This window comes from Klebsiella sp. 1SOBk10mer, from assembly GCF_046602535.1.
GTDB classification, from domain to species: Bacteria; Pseudomonadota; Gammaproteobacteria; order Enterobacterales; family Enterobacteriaceae; genus Klebsiella; species Klebsiella quasipneumoniae.
In genome coordinates, this window is the sequence record NZ_JBKIUP010000009.1 from 34,770 (window position 1) to 55,014 (window position 20,245).

The window sequence follows — 20,245 nt, forward strand, 5'->3', positions numbered from 1 at the left end:
GTCATCAACCCTGCTATCCCTAATTGGCCGGGCCAATTTTACCTAAGACGGATTCGGCAATGAGCGCAGACTCAGCCCACTCGTCCTGGCGGCCCGATGGAGACCCTGCATGAATCTCTGGCAACAAAACTACGATCCCGCCGGTAATATCTGGTTATCCAGTCTTATCGCATCGCTACCGATTCTGTTTTTCTTTTTTGCGCTGATTAAGCTCAAACTGAAAGGCTATCTCGCCGCTACCTGGACCGTTGCGATCGCCCTGGCCGTCGCATTGCTGTTCTATAAAATGCCGGTGGACCGCGCCCTGGCCTCGGTAGTGTATGGCTTCTTCTACGGACTGTGGCCCATCGCGTGGATTATTATCGCCGCGGTCTTTGTCTATAAAATCTCGGTGAAGACCGGACAGTTCGACATTATCCGCTCGTCGATCCTGTCGATTACGCCTGACCAACGCCTGCAGATGCTGATCGTCGGATTCTCGTTCGGCGCCTTTCTCGAAGGGGCAGCGGGGTTTGGCGCGCCGGTGGCGATTACCGCGGCGCTGCTGGTCGGACTCGGGTTTAACCCGCTGTATGCGGCTGGTCTGTGCCTGATCGTCAACACCGCGCCGGTGGCCTTCGGCGCGATGGGCATCCCAATCCTGGTGGCCGGCCAGGTAACCGGTATCGACAGCTTCGCCATCGGCCAGATGGTGGGCCGTCAGCTGCCGTTCCTGACCATTATCGTGCTGTTCTGGATCATGGCCATCATGGATGGCTGGCGGGGCATCAAAGAGACCTGGCCGGCGGTGATGGTCGCAGGCGGCTCGTTCGCTATCGCCCAGTACCTCAGCTCTAACTTCCTTGGCCCGGAGCTGCCGGACATCATCTCATCGCTGGTCTCCCTGGTCTGCCTGACCCTGTTCCTCAAACGCTGGCAGCCGGTGCGCATCTTCCGCTTTGGCGACATCGGCGCCTCGCAGGTGGATATGACGCTGGCCCGCACGCGCTACACCGCAGGACAAGTGATCCGCGCCTGGTCGCCGTTCCTGTTCCTGACCGCCACCGTAACCCTGTGGAGCGTGCCGCCGTTCAAAGCGCTGTTCGCACCGGGCGGCGCGATGTATGACTTCGTCATCAATTTTTCGGTGCCGTTCCTCGACAAAATGGTCGCCCGCATGCCGCCGGTGGTCAGCGCCGCGACGCCTTACGCCGCCATCTATAAGTTTGACTGGCTGTCGGCAACCGGCACCGCCATTCTGTTCGCCGCCCTGCTGTCCATCGTCTGGCTGCGTATGAAGCCGAAAGACGCGCTGACCACCTTCGCCGGGACGCTGAAGGACCTGGCGCTGCCGATCTACTCTATCGGCATGGTGCTGGCGTTCGCCTTTATCTCCAACTACTCCGGGCTGTCGTCAACCCTGGCCCTGGCGCTGGCCCATACCGGCCACGCGTTTACCTTCTTCTCGCCGTTCCTGGGCTGGCTGGGGGTATTCCTGACCGGTTCGGACACCTCGTCTAACGCCCTGTTCGCCGCGCTGCAGGCAACGGCGGCGCAGCAGATTGGCGTCTCCGATATCCTGCTGGTCGCGGCCAATACCACCGGCGGCGTCACCGGCAAGATGATTTCCCCACAGTCGATCGCCATCGCCTGCGCCGCGGTTGGCCTGGTGGGTAAAGAGTCGGATCTGTTCCGCTTTACCGTCAAACACAGCCTGATCTTCACCTGTATGGTGGGCCTGATCACCACGCTGCAGGCCTACGTTTTAACCTGGATGATCCCGTGATAGTGATGCCTAAACGCCTGGCCGACGATGTAGCCCGTCGCGTCCGGGCGCTGATTGAAGAACAACAGCTGGAGGCGGGCATGCGACTGCCCGCCGAGCGTCAGCTCGCCGCTCAGCTCGGCGTCTCGCGCAATTCCCTGCGCGAAGCGCTGGCGATGCTGGTCAATGAAGGGGTACTGCTGAGCCGTCGAGGCGGCGGCACTTTCGTCCGCTTTCAGCATGAACCGTGGTCGGAGCAAAACATCGTCCAGCCGCTGAAGACGCTACTAGCCGATGACCCTGACTACAGCTTCGACATCCTCGAGGCCCGCCACGCCATCGAAGCCAGCACCGCGTGGCACGCGGCGATGCGGGCCACCGACGCCGATAAAGAAAAAATTCGCCTGTGCTTTGAAGCGACCCAAAGCGAAGACCCGGATATCGCCTCGCAGGCGGACGTCCGCTTCCATCTGGCCATCGCCGAAGCCTCGCATAACGTGGTGCTCCTGCAAACCATGCGCGGCTTTTTCGACCTGCTGCACTCCTCCGTCAAGCAGAGCCGTCAGCGTATGTATCTGGTGCCGCCGGTATTTGCCCGCCTGACCGAACAGCACCAGGCCGTCATGGAGGCGATTGTCGCCGGCGACGCCGAGGCGGCGCGCCAGGCGATGATGGCCCACTTAGGCTTTGTCCACGCCACCATTAAACGTTTTGATGAAGACCAGGCCCGCCAGGCGCGAATTACCCGCCTGCCCGGCGATGCTATTGATAATTCCAGGGAGAATTCGTGATGATTATTTCCGCCGCCAGCGACTATCGCGCCGCCGCCCAGCGTATCCTGCCGCCTTTCCTGTTCCACTATATCGACGGCGGGGCTTACGCCGAACATACCCTGCGCCGCAACGTGGAAGATCTCTCCGACGTGGCGTTACGCCAGCGTATTCTGCGCAATATGTCGGACCTGAGCCTCGAGACCACCCTCTTCAACGAGAAGCTGGCGATGCCGACGGCGCTGGCGCCGGTGGGGCTGTGTGGGATGTACGCCCGCCGCGGCGAAGTGCAGGCCGCCGGCGCAGCGGATGACAAAGGTATTCCGTTTACCCTCTCCACCGTTTCCGTCTGCCCAATTGAAGAGGTCGCCCCGACCATCAAGCGGCCGATGTGGTTCCAGCTGTACGTTCTGCGCGACCGCGGCTTTATGCGCAATGCGCTGGAGCGCGCTAAGGCGGCGGGTTGTTCAACGCTGGTCTTTACCGTCGATATGCCGACCCCCGGCGCCCGCTACCGCGACGCCCATTCCGGCATGAGCGGCCCGAACGCCGCCCTGCGCCGCTACTGGCAGGCGGTCACCCATCCGCAGTGGGCATGGGACGTTGGCCTCAACGGCCGTCCGCACGATCTGGGGAATATCTCCGCCTATCTCGGCCAGCCGACCGGCCTGGAGGATTACATCGGCTGGCTGGCGAATAACTTCGATCCATCGATTTCATGGAAAGACCTCGAGTGGATCCGTGATTTCTGGGACGGTCCGATGGTGATCAAAGGGATCCTCGACCCGGAGGACGCCCGCGACGCGGTGCGCTTTGGCGCCGACGGCATTGTGGTCTCCAACCACGGCGGCCGCCAGCTTGACGGCGTGCTCTCCTCCGCTCGCGCCCTGCCGGCAATTGCCGACGCCGTGAAAGGCGACATTACCATTCTCGCCGACAGCGGCATCCGCAACGGTCTCGACGTCGTGCGGATGATCGCCCTGGGCGCCGACAGCGTACTGCTGGGCCGCGCTTACCTGTACGCCCTGGCGACCCATGGCAAGCAGGGGGTGGCGAATCTGCTGAATCTAATCGAGAAAGAGATGAAGGTGGCGATGACCCTGACCGGCGCGAAAACCATCGCGGACATTAGCCGTGATTCGCTGGTGCAGAACGCGGAGGCGCTGCAGACCTTCGATGCGCTGAAGCAGCATAACGCGGCATAAGCTGCGCCGTTGTGCTCTCTCTCCTCACCCTCTCCGTCAGGGAGAGGGAACCGTCCGGCAGCCAGGCTAGCGGTAGCGTTCGCCTTAACCTCCGTCCAGGTAAAGTACCGAAGGTTGGGTGAGTCCTTTTACCCGCGTCCTCCGGCCCACCGACCGGCGCCGGTTTTCCCCCTCTCCCTCAGGGAGAGGGCCGGGGTGAGGGTTGACCAAATATCTGCTATTCTGCCCCCCGCAATTAAGGGGGCAGTATGCTGAACATCGTGTTATTCGAACCAGAGATCCCGCCGAACACCGGGAATATTATCCGCCTGTGCGCCAACACGGGCTTCAGTCTGCATATCATTGAGCCCATGGGCTTCACCTGGGACGATAAGCGCCTGAGACGCGCCGGACTGGACTATCACGAGTTCACCGCCGTGCAGCGCCACGCCGATTACGCGGCGTTTCTCGCCAGCGCACAGCCGCAGCGCCTGTTCGCCCTGACGACCAAAGGAACCCCGGCGCACAGCGCGGTCAGCTATCAGGATGGCGATTTCTTGATGTTTGGTCCGGAAACCCGCGGTCTGCCGGCGAGCATTCTGGATGCCCTGCCGCCGGAGCAGAAAATTCGGATTCCGATGATGCCGGACAGCCGCAGCATGAACCTGTCGAATGCGGTGTCGGTGGTGGTGTATGAGGCCTGGCGGCAGCTGGGGTATCCCGGCGCGGTGCTGCGCAGCTAGCCTGAGCGATTCCCGGATTGCAGCGCAAGGAGCCTTATCCGGGCGACAGGCTGGCGGGATGAGATCGTAGGCCCGGTAAGCGCAGCGCCACCGGGCAAGACGTTAAATCCCGTCGCCGTACTCGAAAGTGTGGTGAATACCGTTGAAATGCTGATCCATATCCATCGCCGGCTTATCGCTCTCCGGCTTGCCGACGATGCGCGCAGGAACACCTGCGGCGGTGGTATGCGGCGGCACCGGCTGCAGCACCACTGAGCCTGCGCCGATTTTTGCCCCACGCCCGACTTCGATATTGCCGAGGATCTTCGCTCCGGCGCCAATCATCACGCCTTCGCGAATTTTCGGGTGACGGTCGCCGCTGGTTTTACCGGTACCGCCGAGGGTGACCGACTGCAGAATAGAGACGTCATCCTCAATCACCGCCGTTTCACCAACCACAATACCGGTGGCGTGGTCGAGCATGATCCCGCGGCCGATTTTCGCCGCCGGGTGGATATCCACCTGGAAAGAGACGGAGACCTGGTTTTGCAGGAAAATCGCCAGCGCGCGCCGGCCCTGCGTCCACAGCCAGTGGCCGATACGATAGGCCTGCAGAGCATGGAAACCCTTCAGATAGAGCAGCGGCGTGGAGTATTTATCCACCGCCGGGTCACGCGTGCGCACCGCTTGAATATCGCAGGCGGCGGAGGCGATCATTTCCGGGTCGGCGGCGTAGGCTTCTTCCACCACTTCGCGAATGGCGATCGCCGGCATAATCGGGGAAGTCAGCTTGTTGGCCAACATATAGCTCAGTGCGCTGCCCAGATTTTCATGCTTGAGTAACGTTGCGTGGTAAAAACTGGCGAGCATTGGCTCACAGTCAGCCAGAGCCCGGGCTTCGGCTTTAATATTATTCCAGACGATATCCAGTTCTTCACACGGCATTGCATACTCCAGGCGATATGGTAATGACCTGCCAGTTCTGCGCTGGCAGGGTCATTCAGGTGACAAAGGAAAGCTAATTGCTGCTGCGCTCGTCCTTGCGGGCGCGACCCAATAAGGTCAATGCTGCCTCGCGCGCAATTTTTCCGCAATACAATACCTGATAAATTTCCTCGGTTATTGGCATTTCGACACCTAAACGCTGTGCCAGAACGCGAACTTCCTTGGTATTGCGGTAGCCTTCAACCACCTGGCCAATCTTTTCCTGGGCGCTTTGCACGTCCATCCCCTGGCCGAGCATCATGCCGAAGCGACGGTTACGGGACTGGTTGTCGGTGCAGGTGAGCACCAGGTCACCGAGGCCGGCCATCCCCATAAAGGTTTCCGGGTCGGCGCCCAGCGCCGCGCCAAGGCGAGACATTTCCACCAGGCCACGGGTAATCAGCGCCGTCCGCGCATTGGCGCCGAAGCCGATGCCGTCCGACATCCCCGCCCCGATGGCGATGACGTTTTTCACCGCGCCGCCGAGTTGTACGCCGATAAAGTCCGGGTTGATGTAGACGCGGAAGCTCTTGCCGCAGTGCAGCAGGTGCTGCAGATCCTCGGCAAACTGCGGATCCGTCGCCGCCAGCGAAATCGCCGTCGGCAGGCCGGCGGCCAGCTCTTTGGCGAAGGTTGGCCCGGAGATCACCGCCAGCGGGATATCATCGCCCAGCGCTTCACGCGCCACGTCCTGCAGCAGACGACCGGTTTCGGCCTCAAGGCCTTTGGTCGCCCACACCAGACGCGCGTCAGGACGCATCAGCGGTTTAATCTGGCGTAACACCTGACCAAACACATGGCTTGGCACCACCACCAGAATATCGCGGCTGGCGGCCAGCGCGGTGGCCAGGTCGCTTTCAAGATGCAGCGTATCCGGGAAAGGCACATCGGGAAGGAACGCGGCGTTGCAGCGATCGTGTTGCAGCGTCGCGATATGTTTCGGGTCATGGCCCCAGAGCACAACGTGGTGGCCATTTCTTGCCAGGGTGATGGCAAGAGCGGTGCCGTAAGAGCCGGCACCGATCACAGTCATTGCAGCATTAAGTGCGTTCATCAGGCATCCTGATGTTGTTCAGCACCTTCGCCAGCCTGCTGCTGCAGATAGTTCATAAACAGCGCGTCGAAGTTCACTGGCGCAAGGTTAAGTTGCGGGAAGGTACCGCGGGAAACCAGGCTGGTGATGCACTCGCGCGCGTACGGGAACAGAATGTTCGGGCAGTATGCGCCAAGGCAGTGCGCCATCTGGGTGCCTTCGATGCCGTCGATGGAGAAAATACCGCCCTGCTGTACTTCGCAGAGGAACGCGGTCTCTTCGCCCAGAGCGGCGGTCACGGTTACACGCAGCACCACTTCATAAACGCCTTCAGCCAGCTGGGTGGAGGCGGTATCCAGATCAAGTTTAACTTCCGGCTGCCAGTCTTTCTGGAAAACTTGCGGCGCGTTCGGCGCTTCAAAAGAGATATCTTTGGTATAGATACGCTGGATCTGGAAGGTCATTTCGGTGCTGTTTTGTTCTGACATAGTAAAACCCTTTCGTGTTGTCCTTAAATACGCGCTTCCGGCAGGGAAAGCGCGCAAAAATTAGCGCAAGAGGGGATCAAGTCCACCACGTGAATCAAGCGCATACAAGTCGTCACAGCCGCCAATGTGCTGCGCATCAATAAAAATCTGCGGAACCGTCGTCCGTCCGCTGCGCTGGATCATCTCCTCACGCTTCGCGGCATCGCCATCGATCGGCAACTCATGGAACGTTACGCCTTTGCTGTTCAGCAGCGCTTTCGCGCGGATGCAGAACGGGCAGGTCGCTTTGGTGTAGATCTCAATATTGGCCATGACTTCACTCCTGTTATTACCCTGAGGGTTTTACGCCGCAGCCTGTGTTCCCCTCACGTCAGGCGCGACGGGGAAAACGCGGCGGCATCACCACGCGAGGTAAGTTATTTGCCGCGTACCAGAGGGAGGTTTTCGCCGCTCCAGCCAGCAATGCCCTCTTTCAGTACAAAGACTTTTTCAAACCCGGCTTTGTTCAGCGCGTTGGCTGGCTCTTGCGCCTGCATGCCGGAACCGTCTACCACAATAATGGGTTGCGATTTGTGTTTTTCCAACTCGCCGACGTTATTCGCTTTGATATCGCTGGGCAGCAGGTTGATGGCGCCGGCAATATGGCCTTTACGGAAATCGTCACGCTGACGCAGGTCGACCACTACCGCGTCTTCTTTATTGATAAGACGCGTCGCTTCACCACGGGTGATGACTTTAACTTTCGACATCAGGCCCTTGAAGGTGGTGAACAGCACCGCCCCCAGCAGCGCGATCCACGCGATGCTCAGAACAGGGTGACGGCCGATGAATTGCATAATTTCTTGCATGGGGGGTTACAACTCCCGACTAAGTGAGAAAAAAACCAGGAAAGGAGTATACCTGTGCCTTGCGGCAATTACAGCCAGTGAGCGCGATGTAATGTATTTTCTGCGGGCGGCGGCGAAAAAAAGCCGTTCTCGCTGACGCGCCGCGGACTGGCCGCTCCCTTTCTTTGATCTTTCACGGGGATTTAAACGATTCAGCTGTAGTAAAATTACGCAAAATTTCTGTCTTTGAGCATGAGGTTGTCGCAATGTCGGTTACTAAAAAACCTATGGTACTGGTGATTCTGGATGGCTACGGCTATCGCGAAGACCAACAGGATAACGCCATTTACAGCGCTAAAACGCCGGTAATGGACGCCCTGTGGGCCAAACGTCCGCATACCCTGATCGATGCATCCGGCCTGGAAGTTGGCCTGCCGGACCGTCAGATGGGGAACTCCGAAGTGGGTCACGTCAACCTGGGCGCCGGTCGTATCGTCTATCAGGACCTGACCCGTCTCGATGTGGAAATTAAAGAACGCACCTTCTTCGCCAACCCGGTACTGACCGCCGCGGTCGATAAAGCGGTTGCCGCCGGCAAAGCGGTACATATCATGGGTCTGATGTCGCCAGGCGGCGTCCACAGCCACGAAGATCACATCATGGCGATGGTGGAGCTGGCGGCAGAGCGCGGCGCTGAGAAGATCTACCTGCACGCCTTCCTCGACGGCCGTGATACGCCGCCGCGCAGCGCGGAAAAAACGCTGGCGACATTCGAAGCCAAATTTGCCGCGCTGGGCAAGGGCCGCATCGCGTCGCTCATTGGCCGCTACTACGCCATGGACCGCGACAACCGCTGGGATCGCGTTGAGCAGGCTTACGATCTGATGACGCTGGCGAAAGGCGAATTCCAGGCCGATACCGCCGTCGCCGGTCTGCAGGCTGCCTACGCCCGTGACGAAAACGACGAGTTCGTGAAAGCGACCGTGATCCGCGCCGCCGGCCAGGCCGATGCGGCGATGGAAGATGGCGATGCGCTGATCTTCATGAACTTCCGTGCTGACCGCGCGCGCGAAATCACCCGCGCCTTCGTCAACGCCGACTTCGACGGCTTTGCGCGTAAGAAAGTGGTTAACCTCGACTTCGTGATGCTCACCGAATATGCCGCCGACATCAAAGTGGCCTGCGCCTACCCGCCCGCCTCGCTGGCCAATACCTTCGGCGAGTGGATGGCCAAGCACGATAAAACCCAGCTGCGCATCTCCGAAACTGAAAAATACGCCCACGTCACCTTCTTCTTCAACGGCGGCGTAGAAGAGCCGTTCAAAGGCGAAGAGCGGATTCTGATTAATTCGCCGAAAGTAGCGACCTACGATCTGCAGCCGGAAATGAGCTCCGCCGAGCTGACCGAGAAACTGGTCGCGGCCATCAAAGGCGGCCAGTACGACACTATCATCTGTAACTACCCGAACGGCGATATGGTTGGCCATACCGGGGTGATGGAAGCCGCCGTAAAAGCCGTTGAAGCGCTGGATCACTGCATCGATCAGGTGGCGCAGGCGGTGGAATCCGTTGGCGGTCAGCTGCTGATCACCGCCGACCACGGTAACGCCGAGCAGATGCGCGACCCGGCCACCGGTCAGGCGCATACCGCCCACACCAACCTGCCGGTTCCGCTGATCTACGTCGGTAACAAAGCGGTTAAAGCGGTCAATGGCGGCAAACTTTCCGACATCGCCCCAACCATGCTGTCGCTGATGGGAATGGAAATCCCGCAAGAGATGACTGGCAAGCCGCTGTTCATCGTGGAATAATCCTTCCCCATGAGGGGAAAGGCGACGTATTCAACTACATGGATCGCAACGGCAGTTCGATCCGTCCTTTACGCCAGCGCGCTCAGCGCTGGCGTATTACTGTGCGCGTCATCTGCGCACGCCGACGATCGCGATCAGCTTAAGTCCATCCAGGCCGACATCGCCGCCAGGCAGCGGGCGATTAAGCAACAGCAGCAGCAGCGCGCAAGCCTGCTCGCCCAGCTCAAAGCGCAGGAAGAAGCGATCGCCGCCGCGGCCCGCAAACTGCGCGAAACCCAGGACAACCTGAACCAGCTCAATAAGCAGATTGACGAAATGAACGCCTCTCTCGCCAAGCTGGAGCGCCAGCGCGCGTCTCAGGAGCGTAACCTCGCCGCGCAGCTTGACGCCGCGTTCCGCCAGGGGCCGCATACCGGCATCCAGATGGTGCTGAGCGGTGAAGAGGGCCAGCGCAATCAGCGGATGCAGGTCTACTTCAGCTATTTCAACCAGGCCCGTCAGGAAACCATCGCGGAACTGAAGAAAACGCGCGAAGAGATGGCGGTGCAAAAGTCGATGCTCGAAGAGAAGCAGAGCCAGCAGCAGACGCTGGTCTACGAGCAAAAAGCTCAGCAGGCGAAGCTGGAGCAGGCGCGTAACGAACGGAAAAAGACCCTTTCCGGACTGGAATCCTCCATTCAGCAAGGTCAGCAACAGTTAAGTGAATTGCGGGCTAACGAATCGCGCCTACGCGGTCGTATCGCCCAGGCGGAGGCTGCCGCCAAAGCCCGAGCCGATCGGGAAGCACGCGATGCGCAGGCGGTGCGCGACCGCCAGCAGGAAGCATCGCGCAAAGGCACCACCTATAAACCAACGGAAAGCGAGCGTTCGCTGATGTCACGCACCGGCGGACTGGGCTCGCCGCGCGGTCAGGCGTTCTGGCCGGTTCGCGGTCCGCTCCTTCATCGATATGGCGAACAGCTGCAAGGTGAACTACGTTGGAAAGGGATGGTTATCGCCGCGTCTGAAGGCACCGAAGTCAGAGCCATTGCCGATGGTCGGGTCATTCTGGCCGACTGGCTGCAGGGCTATGGTCTGGTGGTGGTGGTCGAGCATGGCAAAGGCGACATGAGCCTGTATGGCTATAACCAAAGCGCGCTGGTCAGCGTAGGTACGCAGGTGCGTGCCGGTCAGCCTATCGCGCTCGTAGGCAGCAGCGGCGGTCAGGGCCGTCCGTCGCTCTATTTCGAAATTCGCCGCCAGGGTCAGGCGGTCAATCCACAGCCGTGGTTGGGAAGATAAGTTTTGCTTCAATTTCGCGCAATTGCTCTTGCCGTAGCCGGTTCGCTGGCTCTGGCGGCGCCAGCGTTCGCTGGCAAACTCTCCATCGTTATTGACGATTTTGGCTACCGCCCGCAGACCGAAAATCAGGTGCTGGCGCTGCCGTCCACTATCTCCGTCGCCGTGCTGCCGAACGCGCCGCACGCCCGGGAAATGGCCACGAAAGCGCATAATCTGGGCCATGAAGTGCTCATCCACCTGCCGATGGCGCCGCTCAGCAAACAGCCGCTGGAAAAAGACACCCTGCGTCCCGAAATGAGCAGCGAGGAGATCGAGCGCATCATTCGCGAAGCTTACGGCAAAGTCCCCTACGCCGTCGGGCTGAATAACCATATGGGCAGCGCGATGACCTCCAACCTGTTTGGCATGCAGAAGGTGATGCAGGCCCTGGAGCGCTACAATCTCTATTTTCTCGACAGCGTGACCATCGGCAATACCCAGGCCATGCGCGCCGCGCAGGGCACCGGGGTGAAGGTGATTAAGCGCAAGGTGTTTCTTGACGATACGCAGAATGAAGCCGATATCCGCACCCAGTTCAACCGCGCCATCGCCCTGGCGCGGCGTAACGGTTCGGCGATAGCCATTGGCCATCCGCATCCGACGACGGTGCGGGTGCTGCAGCAGATGGTCTATAATCTGCCGCCGGATATCACGCTGGTGCGCCCGAGCAGCCTGCTCAACGAGCCGCAGGTCGACAATTCGACGCCAAACTACGCTCAGCCGCCCGCGCAACAAACGGCGCCGCAGCAGCAGAAGCCGCGTAATCCGTTCCACGGCGTGAAGTATTGCAAGCCGAAGCGCCCGCTGGAGCCCGTGAACGCCAGCCGCTTCTTCACTATCCTCAGCGACAGCATCAGCCAGAGCGCGCTGGTCCAGTACTATCGCCTCAAATGGCAGGGCTGGGACAATCCCGGCAACTAGACCACTCAGGGGTCCGTTCGCTTTTGCGCGACGGGCGCCTGGTTATCTTCGTGGGCGTACCACGCCTTAAAATATTTGAGAAAGCTATAAAACGTGGCGTACAGGCCGGTGACCACGCCGACTTTGCCATAGCGCCACGCCCCGCTGAACAGATACCATTTAAAGAAAGCGCCAATCGCGCTGACGATCCCCCGCGCCAGCGAAGGTTTGATCTGCTGGTGCTTCACCAGCCGGGTGGTATAGCTGTTCAGCTTATTAAACACTTCATGCAGCGAATAAAAGGTGTCATGGCGTACAAAGCCCGGCAGCCTGACGGATCGCGCGTGTCCAACCACCTGGTCATCCACCGGCCGGTCGTTAAATCGCGCCTGCTGGCGGTTAAAGAGGCGCACCGGGTAATCCGGCGAGGAAATGGGGTAGATCGTCCGCACCTGCTTGCCGAGGACAAACCAGTAGCGCGGCAAACGCCAGGCGCATGCCGGGTCAGGCTCCTCCCCCGCTTTTAACGACTGAATGGCCGACACGACGTCGTTATCAAGAATTTCATCGCTGTCCATGCACAGCACCCAGTCATGGCTGGCCAGCCCAATGGCATAGTTCATCTGCGCGCCGTGGGCTTTATAGGCATGGTGATGGACGGTGAGACCAAACTGCTGACAAATAGAGACCGTTTCGTCGGTGCTACCGGAGTCGACGACAATACACTCATCGGCCACCCTCAGCAGCGGGGGCAGCACCTCCATGAGCAGACGTGCAGAGTTACAGGTCAGTAAGCATACGGAGAGTTTAAGCATGATAGTTACAAAGTTAAACCGCGACTAAACACACTGTATAAGCGAATAACCGTAAAATCGATGTAGAAATTGTGCGCTTGATATTAAGCAGGCTAAAAATGTTATCCAAATCTAAATTAAGGCGCCCGCAGGCGCCTTTTTTGCTGGTTTTTACAACAGACCGGAGGCGTTATTCCCAGCTCAGAACCACTTTACCGGACTGGCCGGAGCGCATGGCGTCAAAACCCTTCTGGAAGTCGTCAATGCCGAAGCGGTGGGTGATGATCGGTGAAAGATCCAGACCAGACTGGATCAGCGCCGCCATCTTGTACCAGGTTTCGAACATCTCGCGGCCGTAGATCCCTTTGATAAACAGCCCCTTAAAGATGACCTTGGTCCAGTCAATGGACATATCTGACGGTGGAATACCCAGCATCGCGATACGACCGCCGTGGTTCATGGTATCCAGCATGCTGCGGAACGCCGGCGGCGCGCCGGACATCTCCAGGCCCACGTCGAAACCTTCGGTCATCCCCAGCTCGGCCATCACGTCATTGAGGTTCTCTTTCGCCACGTTCACCGCGCGAGTGACGCCCATTTTGCGCGCCAGCTCAAGACGGTACTCGTTAACGTCAGTGATCACCACATTACGCGCGCCGACGTGTTTCGCCACCGCCGCCGCCATCACGCCGATCGGGCCGGCGCCGGAGACCAGCACGTCTTCCCCCACCAGATCGAAGGAGAGCGCAGTGTGCACAGCGTTGCCGAACGGGTCGAAGATAGACGCCAGGTCATCAGAGATATTGTCGGGGATTTTAAAGGCGTTAAAGGCCGGGATCACCAGATACTCGGCAAAGCAGCCCGGGCGGTTGACGCCCACGCCGATGGTGTTGCGGCACAGGTGGGTACGGCCCGCGCGGCAGTTACGGCAGTGGCCGCAGGTGATATGCCCTTCGCCGGAGACGCGGTCGCCAATCTTAAAGCCGCGCACTTCCTGGCCAATCCCCACCACTTCGCCGACATATTCGTGCCCGACCACCATCGGTACCGGAATAGTCTTCTGCGACCACTCATCCCAGTTGTAGATGTGCACGTCGGTCCCGCAAATGGCGGTCTTGCGGATTTTAATCAGCAGATCGTTATGGCCGACTTCCGGTTCCGGTACGTCGGTCATCCAGATGCCTTCTTCCGCTTTCAGTTTGGATAACGCTTTCATCTCACACCCTTATTAGGCGATGACGCCCAGTTGTTTACCGATGCGGGTAAAGGCTTCCACCGCACGCTCAATTTGTTCAGGGGTATGCGCCGCCGACATCTGGGTGCGAATACGCGCCTGGCCTTTCGGTACCACCGGATAGAAGAAGCCGGTGACATAGATCCCTTCTTTCTGCAGCTCGCGGGCAAAGTTCTGCGCCACCACCGCTTCGCCCAGCATCACCGGAATGATGGCGTGGTCGGCGCCCGCCAGGGTGAAGCCTGCCGCGGTCATTTTTTCACGGAACAGACGCGCGTTGGCCCACAGGCGATCGCGCAGGTCTGCACCCTCTTCGACCATCTCCAGCACTTTGATGGAGGCGGCCACGATGGCCGGCGCCAGAGAGTTGGAGAACAGATACGGACGGGAACGCTGGCGCAGCCACTCGACCACCTCTTTGCGTGCGGCAGTGTAGCCGCCGGAGGCGCCGCCCAGCGCTTTACCCAGCGTGCCGGTGATAATGTCGACGCGACCCATCACGTCGCAGTATTCGTGGGAGCCGCGGCCGTTTTCGCCGACGAAGCCGACGGCGTGGGAGTCATCGACCATCACCAGCGCATCGTATTTATCCGCCAGATCGCATACGCCTTTCAGGTTGGCGATCACGCCGTCCATCGAGAAGACGCCGTCGGTGGCGATTAACACGTGACGCGCCCCGGCGTCGCGGGCTTCTTTCAGGCGCGCTTCCAGCTCCTGCATGTCGTTGTTGGCATAGCGGAAGCGTTTCGCTTTACACAGGCGTACGCCGTCGATGATAGAGGCATGGTTCAGGGCGTCGGAGATAATGGCGTCTTCCGGGCCGAGCAGCGTTTCAAACAGGCCGCCGTTGGCGTCGAAGCAAGAGGAGTAGAGGATCGCGTCTTCCATACCTAGGAAATCCGCCAGCTTCTTCTCCAGCTGCTTGTGCGTATCCTGGGTGCCGCAGATGAAGCGTACCGAGGCCATCCCGAAGCCGTGGCTGTCCATACCGGATTTCGCCGCGTCGATCAGCGCCGGGTGGTTGGCCAGACCCAGATAGTTATTGGCGCAGAAGTTAATCACGTGGCTGTCGCCGACGGTAATGTCCGCCTGCTGCGCCGAGGTGATGATGCGCTCTTCTTTAAACAAGCCTTCGGCCCGAGCGGTCTCCAGATTGCTAGTTAACTGTTTGTAGAAATCACCACGCATTGCAACTCTCCAGATTCGGCAAAATTTGGCACATATTACCCAAAGCTATACGCTGATACGAGATGATGCATGCCTGAATGAATTATTTGCAGCATAAATCACGTCAGCCCAGCACCTTATTCTGCGAATGGCTGTAGGCTTGCTCATGTGGTGATATGATATGAGCATTCATGTCCGGATTGTCTCCGGGCTCTCAACTTCAAAGGTACAGTTATGATCATCGTAACCGGCGGCGCAGGCTTTATCGGCAGCAACATCGTTAAAGCGCTGAACGACAAGGGCATTACCGACATTCTGGTTGTCGACAATCTGAAAGACGGCACCAAGTTTGTGAACTTGGTTGACCTGAACATCGCTGACTACATGGATAAAGAAGACTTTCTGATCCAGATTATGGCAGGCGAAGAGTTCGGCGACATTGACGCTATCTTCCACGAAGGCGCGTGCTCTTCCACCACGGAGTGGGACGGCAAGTACATGATGGACAACAACTATCAGTACTCCAAAGAGCTGCTGCACTACTGCCTGGAGCGTGAAATTCCGTTCCTGTACGCCTCTTCGGCAGCCACCTACGGTGGACGCACCAGCGATTTCATCGAGTCCCGCGAGTACGAGCAGCCGCTGAACGTCTACGGCTACTCCAAATTCCTGTTCGATGAATACGTCCGTCAGATCCTGCCTGAAGCCAATTCGCAGATCGTCGGCTTCCGCTACTTCAACGTCTACGGGCCGCGCGAAGGCCACAAAGGCAGCATGGCGAGCGTCGCTTTCCACCTCAACACCCAGCTGAATAATGGCGAAAGTCCGAAACTGTTCGAAGGCAGCGACGGCTTCAAGCGCGACTTCGTCTACGTCGGCGACGTGGCTGACGTCAACCTGTGGTTCTGGGAAAACGGCGTTTCCGGCATCTTCAACCTCGGCACCGGCCGCGCGGAATCCTTCCAGGCCGTCGCCGATGCGACCCTGGCGTACCACAAAAAAGGCAGCATCGAGTACATCCCGTTCCCGGACAAACTGAAAGGCCGCTACCAGGCGTTCACCCAGGCGGATCTGACTAACCTGCGTAAAGCAGGCTATGACAAACCGTTCAAAACCGTTGCCGAAGGCGTAACGGAGTATATGGCCTGGCTGAATCGGGGCGCGTAAGAGATAACATGAAAATTCTGGTGGTAGGCCCGTCTTGGGTGGGCGACATGATGATGTCGCAAAGTCTTTATCGTACGCTCAGGGCGCGCTATCCCCAGGCGATTATCGACGTGATGGCGCCTGCCTGGTGCCGTCCGTTGTTATCGCGCATGCCGGAAGTGAACGAAGCGATCCCGATGCCGCTGGGCCACGGCGCGCTGGCTATCGGCGAACGCCGCAAGCTCGGGCACAGCCTGCGCGAGCGTCGCTACGATCGCGCTTACGTGCTGCCGAACTCGTTTAAATCGGCATTAGTCCCCTTCTTTGCCAACATCCCGCTGCGCACCGGCTGGCGCGGCGAGATGCGCTACGGCCTGCTCAACGACGCCCGGGTGCTGGACAAAGACGCCTGGCCGCTGATGGTGGAACGCTACGTGGCGCTGGCCTACGACAACGGCGTGATGTGCTGCGCCAAAGATCTGCCGCAGCCGCTGCTGTGGCCGCAGCTGCAGGTCAACGAAGGGGAAAAGTCGCAGGCCTGCAGCGCCTTTAACCTGTCCAACGATCGGCCGATCATCGGCTTCTGCCCCGGCGCGGAGTTCGGCCCGGCAAAACGCTGGCCGCACTATCACTATGCTGCGCTGGCGAAAAAGCTCATCGACGATGGTTATCAGATTGCGCTATTTGGCTCGGCAAAAGATAACGAGGCCGGCAAAGAGATCATCGCCGCCCTCAGCAGCGAGCAGCAGGCCTGGTGCCGGAATCTGGCGGGTGAAACCCAGCTGGAGCAGGCGGTGATCCTGATTGCCGCCTGTAAAGCGGTGGTGACTAACGATTCGGGGCTGATGCACGTCGCCGCGGCGCTGGACCGCCCGCTGGTGGCGCTGTATGGCCCGAGCAGTCCGGACTTTACCCCGCCGCTGTCGCATAAAGCGCGCGTGATCCGCCTGATTAGCGGCTACCACAAAGTGCGCAAAGGCGATGCCGCCGAAGGCTATCATCAGAGCCTGATCGACATTACGCCAGAGCGCGTCCTGCAAGAGCTGAATGAATTGTTGACGGATAAAACCGGGCACGAGGAAGCGTAGCGGATGCGGGTATTGATTGTAAAAACCTCATCGATGGGCGACGTGCTGCACACGCTGCCCGCGCTGACCGACGCCGCGCAGGCTATCCCCGGCATCCGCTTCGACTGGGTAGTGGAAGAAGGCTTCGCGCAGATCCCCTCCTGGCATGAAAGCGTCGAGCGGGTGATCCCGGTGGCGATCCGCCGCTGGCGTAAAGCCTGGTTCTCCGCGCCGATCAAAGCGGAGCGTAAAGCCTTTCGCGAGGCCGTCCAGGCGGTAAAGTATGACGCCATCATCGACGCCCAGGGGCTGGTGAAAAGCGCTGCGCTAGTCACCCGCCTGGCGCACGGCGTCAAGCATGGTATGGACTGGCAAACGGCCCGCGAGCCGCTGGCCAGCCTGTTTTACAACCGCCGCCACCACATTGCGAAACAGCAGCACGCCGTGGAGCGTACCCGCGAGCTGTTCGCCAAAAGTCTCGGATACGCGAAACCTCAAACCCAGGGGGATTACGCCATTGCGCGCCATTTCCTGCAGCACGAGGCTAGCGCTGCCGCCCCCTATCTGGTGTTCCTGCATGCCACCACCCGCGACGATAAGCACTGGCCGGAAAACCGCTGGCAGGAGCTGCTCGATCTGCTGGCCGACAGTGGCGTCCGCATTAAGCTGCCGTGGGGCGCCCCGCACGAAGAGGCGCGGGCGAAGCGGCTGGCGGAAGGCCGGGAGTATGTTGAAGTGCTGCCGCGCATGAGCCTTGAGCAGGTAGCGCAGGTTCTGGCCAGCGCCCGGGCCGTCGTCTCGGTCGATACCGGCCTCAGTCATCTGACCGCCGCGCTGGATAAACCGAACTTCACGCTTTACGGCCCGACCGATCCGGGGCTGATTGGCGGATACGGTAAAAACCAGCACATCGTGCGGCCGGAAAACAGCGCCAGCACCGGCGATATTACCGCCAGCCGGGTTCATCTTCTTCTGCACAATCAGGGGCTGCTCTGATGGGATCTCTGTTTAAGCAGATCTATCGCTACACCCGCCCTCGCGCTTATCGTCACAATGAAAATCTGTGGCCTTTTACCCGCATCACCCGCGCGCCGAGCGGCGAAATCAGCGCGTTGCGCTATAAAGGGAAAACGGTGCCGCTGGTCAGCCTGAGCGCGCTGAAAAACAGCATGCAGGGTGAAGTCCTGCTGACCGCCACCGGCCCTTCGACCCGCAATATCGATTTTTCCCTGTTGTCGAAAACGATCCCAGTGATGGGCGTCAATGGCGCCTGGCATCTTGCCGACCGCCTGCACTTTTCGCTCTATACCATCGTCGACATGGAGTTTTTCGATAAGAAGCCGGACATTATCCGCGCTATCGTCAGCCAACCGGACATTCTGCTGTTCACCACCATGCATGGGATCGCCAAAATCGTCGATCGCTATGCGGACGCGCTGCGCTGCCGTTTGGCGTTGATTGAGGACGGTTGCTATAAGATTTACCAGCCGAAAGTCGCCAGCGAAGCGATAAAGCGCACTTACCAGCAGAATCCGGCGATGTGCTTTCATCCCCAGCGCCCGGATATCTGTTTTAGCACCGATATTCGCCAGGGCGTCTTTGATGCCGGTACGGTGGTCTACTGGGCGCTGCAAGTTCTCGCCTGGCTGGGCTTCAATACTATCCTGGTGAGCGGCCTGGATATGACCAATTTTAACCAGCCGCGATTCTACGAAACACAACAAGAAAAATTGCCTTCTTACCTGGCAACAAAAGTGGATACCCTCGTCATGCCCTCCTTTGCGCATGCCGCGCAGGTACTGCAGCAACGCCAGATCCGGGTGATTAATTTTTCCCCAGAAAGCGCTGTACCGGATACTATTTTCGAAAAGGTTGCGTTTAATGAGTACTTTAAAAGTGAGTAACTTCGCCCGACAGGGTTACTCGATTGTCTTTCCTTTGTTTTTATTTTTCAGCGCGATTTTTTGCATGTCCACCCGGACCAATAATCTGCTGCATTTATCGATCCTGCTGCTGTTGCTGTCGCTGGTACGCCAGGAAAATCGCCAGGCGCTGGCCGACGTGTTACGCGAGCAGTGGCAGACCTGGACGCTGCTGGCGGCCTTCTTTACCTATTACGCCCTCAGTAACCTGTGGGGCCATACGCCGCAGCATATTGATTCGCCGATCACCCACGGTGTGTATCTGACGGGCTATCTGTTGCTGATGGCGATGCTGCTCAGCGACGAACGAACCCGCCGCCTGGCCATGCTGGCGGTGGTTGGCGGGATCACCGTGCTCTCGCTGTGGACGCTGATGTTCGACCACACGCTGGTCCTCACCGAACGAGCGGTCTCCCCCGAGAACCCCGGGCCAACAAACGTTATCGACCTTGCCGGATACTGCGGCATCGGCATCTTAATCTGCGGCATGCTACTGAAAGAAAAAGCCAGCCACTGGCTCTATCTGCCGGTGGCCATCATGCTGGTGATGATGCTGCTGACCCAAAGCCGCGGGCCGATCATCGCCCTGGTGCTGGCGGTCGGCTGTACGCTGCACCTGCACGTCTTCACCCGCCGCAACCTGCTGATCGCCGCGGCGCTGGCCGTGCTGGTGGCTCTGCTTTTGGTCATGACGCCGGTGGGCGACATGCTGCTCGCCCGTTTCGAAGAGTTGGGCACCCAAAGCGGGCTGCGTCTGAGTATCTGGCACCATACGCTGTCGGAGATGGCCAGCCAGCCCTGGCTGGGACGCGGTTTCAGCTATGAACTGGATTTCATCAACTACAGCGGCGAACACATCACCACCACCCACAGCGTGTATATGGGCGCCCTGCTGAAAGGCGGCATCGTGGGTTTACTGCTGCTGCTGGCGGTCATTGCCTGCGGACTCTGGCAGGCGTGGCGCAAGCGCCGCTCCGACAGCCGCTACAGTCTGGCGATCCTGTTTTACGCTCTGGTGTTTATGGCCTCGCAGGGGATGTTTATCATCAGCAACCCCCGGGAGACCTGGGTGCTGTTCTGGCTGCCGCTGGGCATTGCGCTCAGCAAAGGGCTGGCGGAAAAGCGTTAACAA

The 20,245-nt window shown here is 59.3% G+C and carries 20 protein-coding genes; 12 read left to right on the forward strand and 8 right to left on the reverse strand.

Annotated elements, in window-relative coordinates:
* Nucleotides 1–109 precede the first annotated feature (109 nt).
* From lldP to trmL, 4 genes are all read left to right on the forward strand, one after another.
* Nucleotides 110–1,765, forward strand: a complete 1,656-nt coding sequence (lldP, locus tag ACLH1I_RS20600; protein ID WP_004205040.1) for an L-lactate permease — start codon at nt 110–112, stop codon at nt 1,763–1,765.
* On the forward strand, nt 1,762–2,535 hold the full coding sequence (lldR, locus tag ACLH1I_RS20605) for a transcriptional regulator LldR (protein ID WP_004205041.1): 774 nt from the start codon (nt 1,762–1,764) through the stop codon (nt 2,533–2,535). Before lldP ends, lldR begins: the two co-directional genes overlap by 4 nt.
* On the forward strand, nt 2,535–3,719 hold the full coding sequence (gene lldD, locus ACLH1I_RS20610) for an FMN-dependent L-lactate dehydrogenase LldD (RefSeq protein WP_004205042.1): 1,185 nt from the start codon (nt 2,535–2,537) through the stop codon (nt 3,717–3,719). The genes lldR and lldD overlap by 1 nt, the downstream gene beginning before the upstream one ends.
* A gap of 248 nt (nt 3,720–3,967) precedes the next feature.
* Entirely contained in the window at nt 3,968–4,441 is a 474-nt protein-coding gene (trmL, locus tag ACLH1I_RS20615; protein ID WP_004205043.1) for a tRNA (uridine(34)/cytosine(34)/5-carboxymethylaminomethyluridine(34)-2'-O)-methyltransferase TrmL, read from the forward strand.
* 102 nt (nt 4,442–4,543) lie between these two features.
* On the opposite strand, the gene cysE is transcribed toward trmL, so the two are convergent.
* From cysE to ACLH1I_RS20640, 5 genes are all read right to left on the reverse strand, one after another.
* A complete protein-coding gene (cysE, locus tag ACLH1I_RS20620; protein WP_198080003.1) occupies nt 4,544–5,365 on the reverse strand; it encodes a serine O-acetyltransferase in 822 nt (273 codons plus the stop codon).
* Nucleotides 5,366–5,438: 73 nt separating this feature from the next.
* On the reverse strand, nt 5,439–6,458 hold the full coding sequence (gene gpsA, locus ACLH1I_RS20625) for an NAD(P)H-dependent glycerol-3-phosphate dehydrogenase (RefSeq protein ID WP_004205045.1): 1,020 nt from the start codon (nt 6,456–6,458) through the stop codon (nt 5,439–5,441).
* Nucleotides 6,458–6,925: a protein-export chaperone SecB gene (gene secB, locus ACLH1I_RS20630; protein WP_002922428.1), complete on the reverse strand. Its 468-nt coding sequence runs from the start codon at nt 6,923–6,925 to the stop codon at nt 6,458–6,460. The genes gpsA and secB overlap by 1 nt, the downstream gene beginning before the upstream one ends.
* A 60-nt stretch (nt 6,926–6,985) precedes the next feature.
* The gene (gene grxC / locus ACLH1I_RS20635; protein WP_002922429.1) at nt 6,986–7,237 is read right to left on the reverse strand and encodes a glutaredoxin 3; all 252 of its coding nucleotides are present in this window, start codon (nt 7,235–7,237) and stop codon (nt 6,986–6,988) included.
* Nucleotides 7,238–7,341: 104 nt separating this feature from the next.
* Nucleotides 7,342–7,773, reverse strand: a complete 432-nt coding sequence (locus tag ACLH1I_RS20640; protein ID WP_004205046.1) for a rhodanese-like domain-containing protein — start codon at nt 7,771–7,773, stop codon at nt 7,342–7,344.
* 245 nt (nt 7,774–8,018) lie between these two features.
* Between ACLH1I_RS20640 and gpmM the strand changes: the two genes are divergently transcribed.
* From gpmM to ACLH1I_RS20655, 3 genes are read left to right on the forward strand one after another with little or no spacing between them, the layout of a single operon-like run.
* A complete protein-coding gene (gpmM, locus tag ACLH1I_RS20645) occupies nt 8,019–9,563 on the forward strand; it encodes a 2,3-bisphosphoglycerate-independent phosphoglycerate mutase (RefSeq protein ID WP_023319322.1) in 1,545 nt (514 codons plus the stop codon).
* A 9-nt stretch (nt 9,564–9,572) separates the two neighbouring features.
* Entirely contained in the window at nt 9,573–10,844 is a 1,272-nt protein-coding gene (gene envC / locus ACLH1I_RS20650) for a murein hydrolase activator EnvC (protein ID WP_004205048.1), read from the forward strand.
* 3 nt (nt 10,845–10,847) lie between these two features.
* Nucleotides 10,848–11,804, forward strand: a complete 957-nt coding sequence (locus ACLH1I_RS20655) for a divergent polysaccharide deacetylase family protein (RefSeq protein ID WP_004205049.1) — start codon at nt 10,848–10,850, stop codon at nt 11,802–11,804.
* Between the two features lie 5 nt (nt 11,805–11,809).
* On the opposite strand, the gene ACLH1I_RS20660 is transcribed toward ACLH1I_RS20655, so the two are convergent.
* From ACLH1I_RS20660 to kbl, 3 genes are all read right to left on the reverse strand, one after another.
* Nucleotides 11,810–12,598, reverse strand: coding sequence for a glycosyltransferase family 2 protein (locus ACLH1I_RS20660; RefSeq protein ID WP_085846744.1), 789 nt, complete (start codon nt 12,596–12,598; stop codon nt 11,810–11,812).
* 169 nt (nt 12,599–12,767) lie between these two features.
* Nucleotides 12,768–13,793, reverse strand: coding sequence for an L-threonine 3-dehydrogenase (gene tdh / locus ACLH1I_RS20665; protein WP_004205051.1), 1,026 nt, complete (start codon nt 13,791–13,793; stop codon nt 12,768–12,770).
* Between the two features lie 12 nt (nt 13,794–13,805).
* Nucleotides 13,806–14,999: a glycine C-acetyltransferase gene (gene kbl / locus ACLH1I_RS20670; protein WP_017900044.1), complete on the reverse strand. Its 1,194-nt coding sequence runs from the start codon at nt 14,997–14,999 to the stop codon at nt 13,806–13,808.
* 213 nt (nt 15,000–15,212) lie between these two features.
* Here kbl and rfaD point away from each other — a divergent pair, with 213 nt between their 5' ends.
* Genes rfaD through ACLH1I_RS20695 form a run of 5 tightly spaced genes read left to right on the forward strand, consistent with a single transcriptional unit; the run spans nt 15,213 to nt 20,242 of the window.
* A complete protein-coding gene (rfaD, locus tag ACLH1I_RS20675) occupies nt 15,213–16,145 on the forward strand; it encodes an ADP-glyceromanno-heptose 6-epimerase (RefSeq protein ID WP_004205054.1) in 933 nt (310 codons plus the stop codon).
* 8 nt (nt 16,146–16,153) lie between these two features.
* The gene (rfaF, locus tag ACLH1I_RS20680; protein ID WP_198080001.1) at nt 16,154–17,212 is read left to right on the forward strand and encodes an ADP-heptose--LPS heptosyltransferase RfaF; all 1,059 of its coding nucleotides are present in this window, start codon (nt 16,154–16,156) and stop codon (nt 17,210–17,212) included.
* Nucleotides 17,213–17,215: 3 nt separating this feature from the next.
* Nucleotides 17,216–18,187 (forward strand): lipopolysaccharide heptosyltransferase RfaC, encoded by a 972-nt coding sequence (rfaC, locus tag ACLH1I_RS20685; protein WP_004205056.1) that lies wholly within the window; start codon nt 17,216–17,218, stop codon nt 18,185–18,187.
* Entirely contained in the window at nt 18,187–19,095 is a 909-nt protein-coding gene (locus ACLH1I_RS20690; protein ID WP_023319326.1) for a glycosyl transferase, read from the forward strand. Before rfaC ends, ACLH1I_RS20690 begins: the two co-directional genes overlap by 1 nt.
* Nucleotides 19,073–20,242, forward strand: a complete 1,170-nt coding sequence (locus ACLH1I_RS20695) for an O-antigen ligase family protein (RefSeq protein WP_017900046.1) — start codon at nt 19,073–19,075, stop codon at nt 20,240–20,242. The genes ACLH1I_RS20690 and ACLH1I_RS20695 overlap by 23 nt, the downstream gene beginning before the upstream one ends.
* Nucleotides 20,243–20,245: the final 3 nt, after the last annotated feature.

Bases quoted from the DNA above. Each gene is read 5' to 3' on its own strand.
- ACLH1I_RS20640 (WP_004205046.1), bottom strand. From the start codon at position 7,773: ATGCAAGAAATTATGCAATTCATCGGCCGTCACCCTGTTCTGAGCATC.
- tdh (WP_004205051.1), bottom strand. From the start codon at position 13,793: ATGAAAGCGTTATCCAAACTGAAAGCGGAAGAAGGCATCTGGATGACC.
- ACLH1I_RS20690 (WP_023319326.1), top strand. From the start codon at position 18,187: ATGGGATCTCTGTTTAAGCAGATCTATCGCTACACCCGCCCTCGCGCT.
- gpsA (WP_004205045.1), bottom strand. From the start codon at position 6,458: ATGAACGCACTTAATGCTGCAATGACTGTGATCGGTGCCGGCTCTTAC.
- trmL (WP_004205043.1), top strand. From the start codon at position 3,968: ATGCTGAACATCGTGTTATTCGAACCAGAGATCCCGCCGAACACCGGG.
- lldP (WP_004205040.1), top strand. From the start codon at position 110: ATGAATCTCTGGCAACAAAACTACGATCCCGCCGGTAATATCTGGTTA.
- secB (WP_002922428.1), bottom strand. From the start codon at position 6,925: ATGTCAGAACAAAACAGCACCGAAATGACCTTCCAGATCCAGCGTATC.
- kbl (WP_017900044.1), bottom strand. From the start codon at position 14,999: ATGCGTGGTGATTTCTACAAACAGTTAACTAGCAATCTGGAGACCGCT.
- lldD (WP_004205042.1), top strand. From the start codon at position 2,535: ATGATTATTTCCGCCGCCAGCGACTATCGCGCCGCCGCCCAGCGTATC.
- rfaD (WP_004205054.1), top strand. From the start codon at position 15,213: ATGATCATCGTAACCGGCGGCGCAGGCTTTATCGGCAGCAACATCGTT.
- rfaF (WP_198080001.1), top strand. From the start codon at position 16,154: ATGAAAATTCTGGTGGTAGGCCCGTCTTGGGTGGGCGACATGATGATG.
- rfaC (WP_004205056.1), top strand. From the start codon at position 17,216: ATGCGGGTATTGATTGTAAAAACCTCATCGATGGGCGACGTGCTGCAC.
- cysE (WP_198080003.1), bottom strand. From the start codon at position 5,365: ATGCCGTGTGAAGAACTGGATATCGTCTGGAATAATATTAAAGCCGAA.
- envC (WP_004205048.1), top strand. From the start codon at position 9,573: ATGAGGGGAAAGGCGACGTATTCAACTACATGGATCGCAACGGCAGTT.
- ACLH1I_RS20660 (WP_085846744.1), bottom strand. From the start codon at position 12,598: ATGCTTAAACTCTCCGTATGCTTACTGACCTGTAACTCTGCACGTCTG.
- grxC (WP_002922429.1), bottom strand. From the start codon at position 7,237: ATGGCCAATATTGAGATCTACACCAAAGCGACCTGCCCGTTCTGCATC.
- gpmM (WP_023319322.1), top strand. From the start codon at position 8,019: ATGTCGGTTACTAAAAAACCTATGGTACTGGTGATTCTGGATGGCTAC.
- ACLH1I_RS20695 (WP_017900046.1), top strand. From the start codon at position 19,073: ATGAGTACTTTAAAAGTGAGTAACTTCGCCCGACAGGGTTACTCGATT.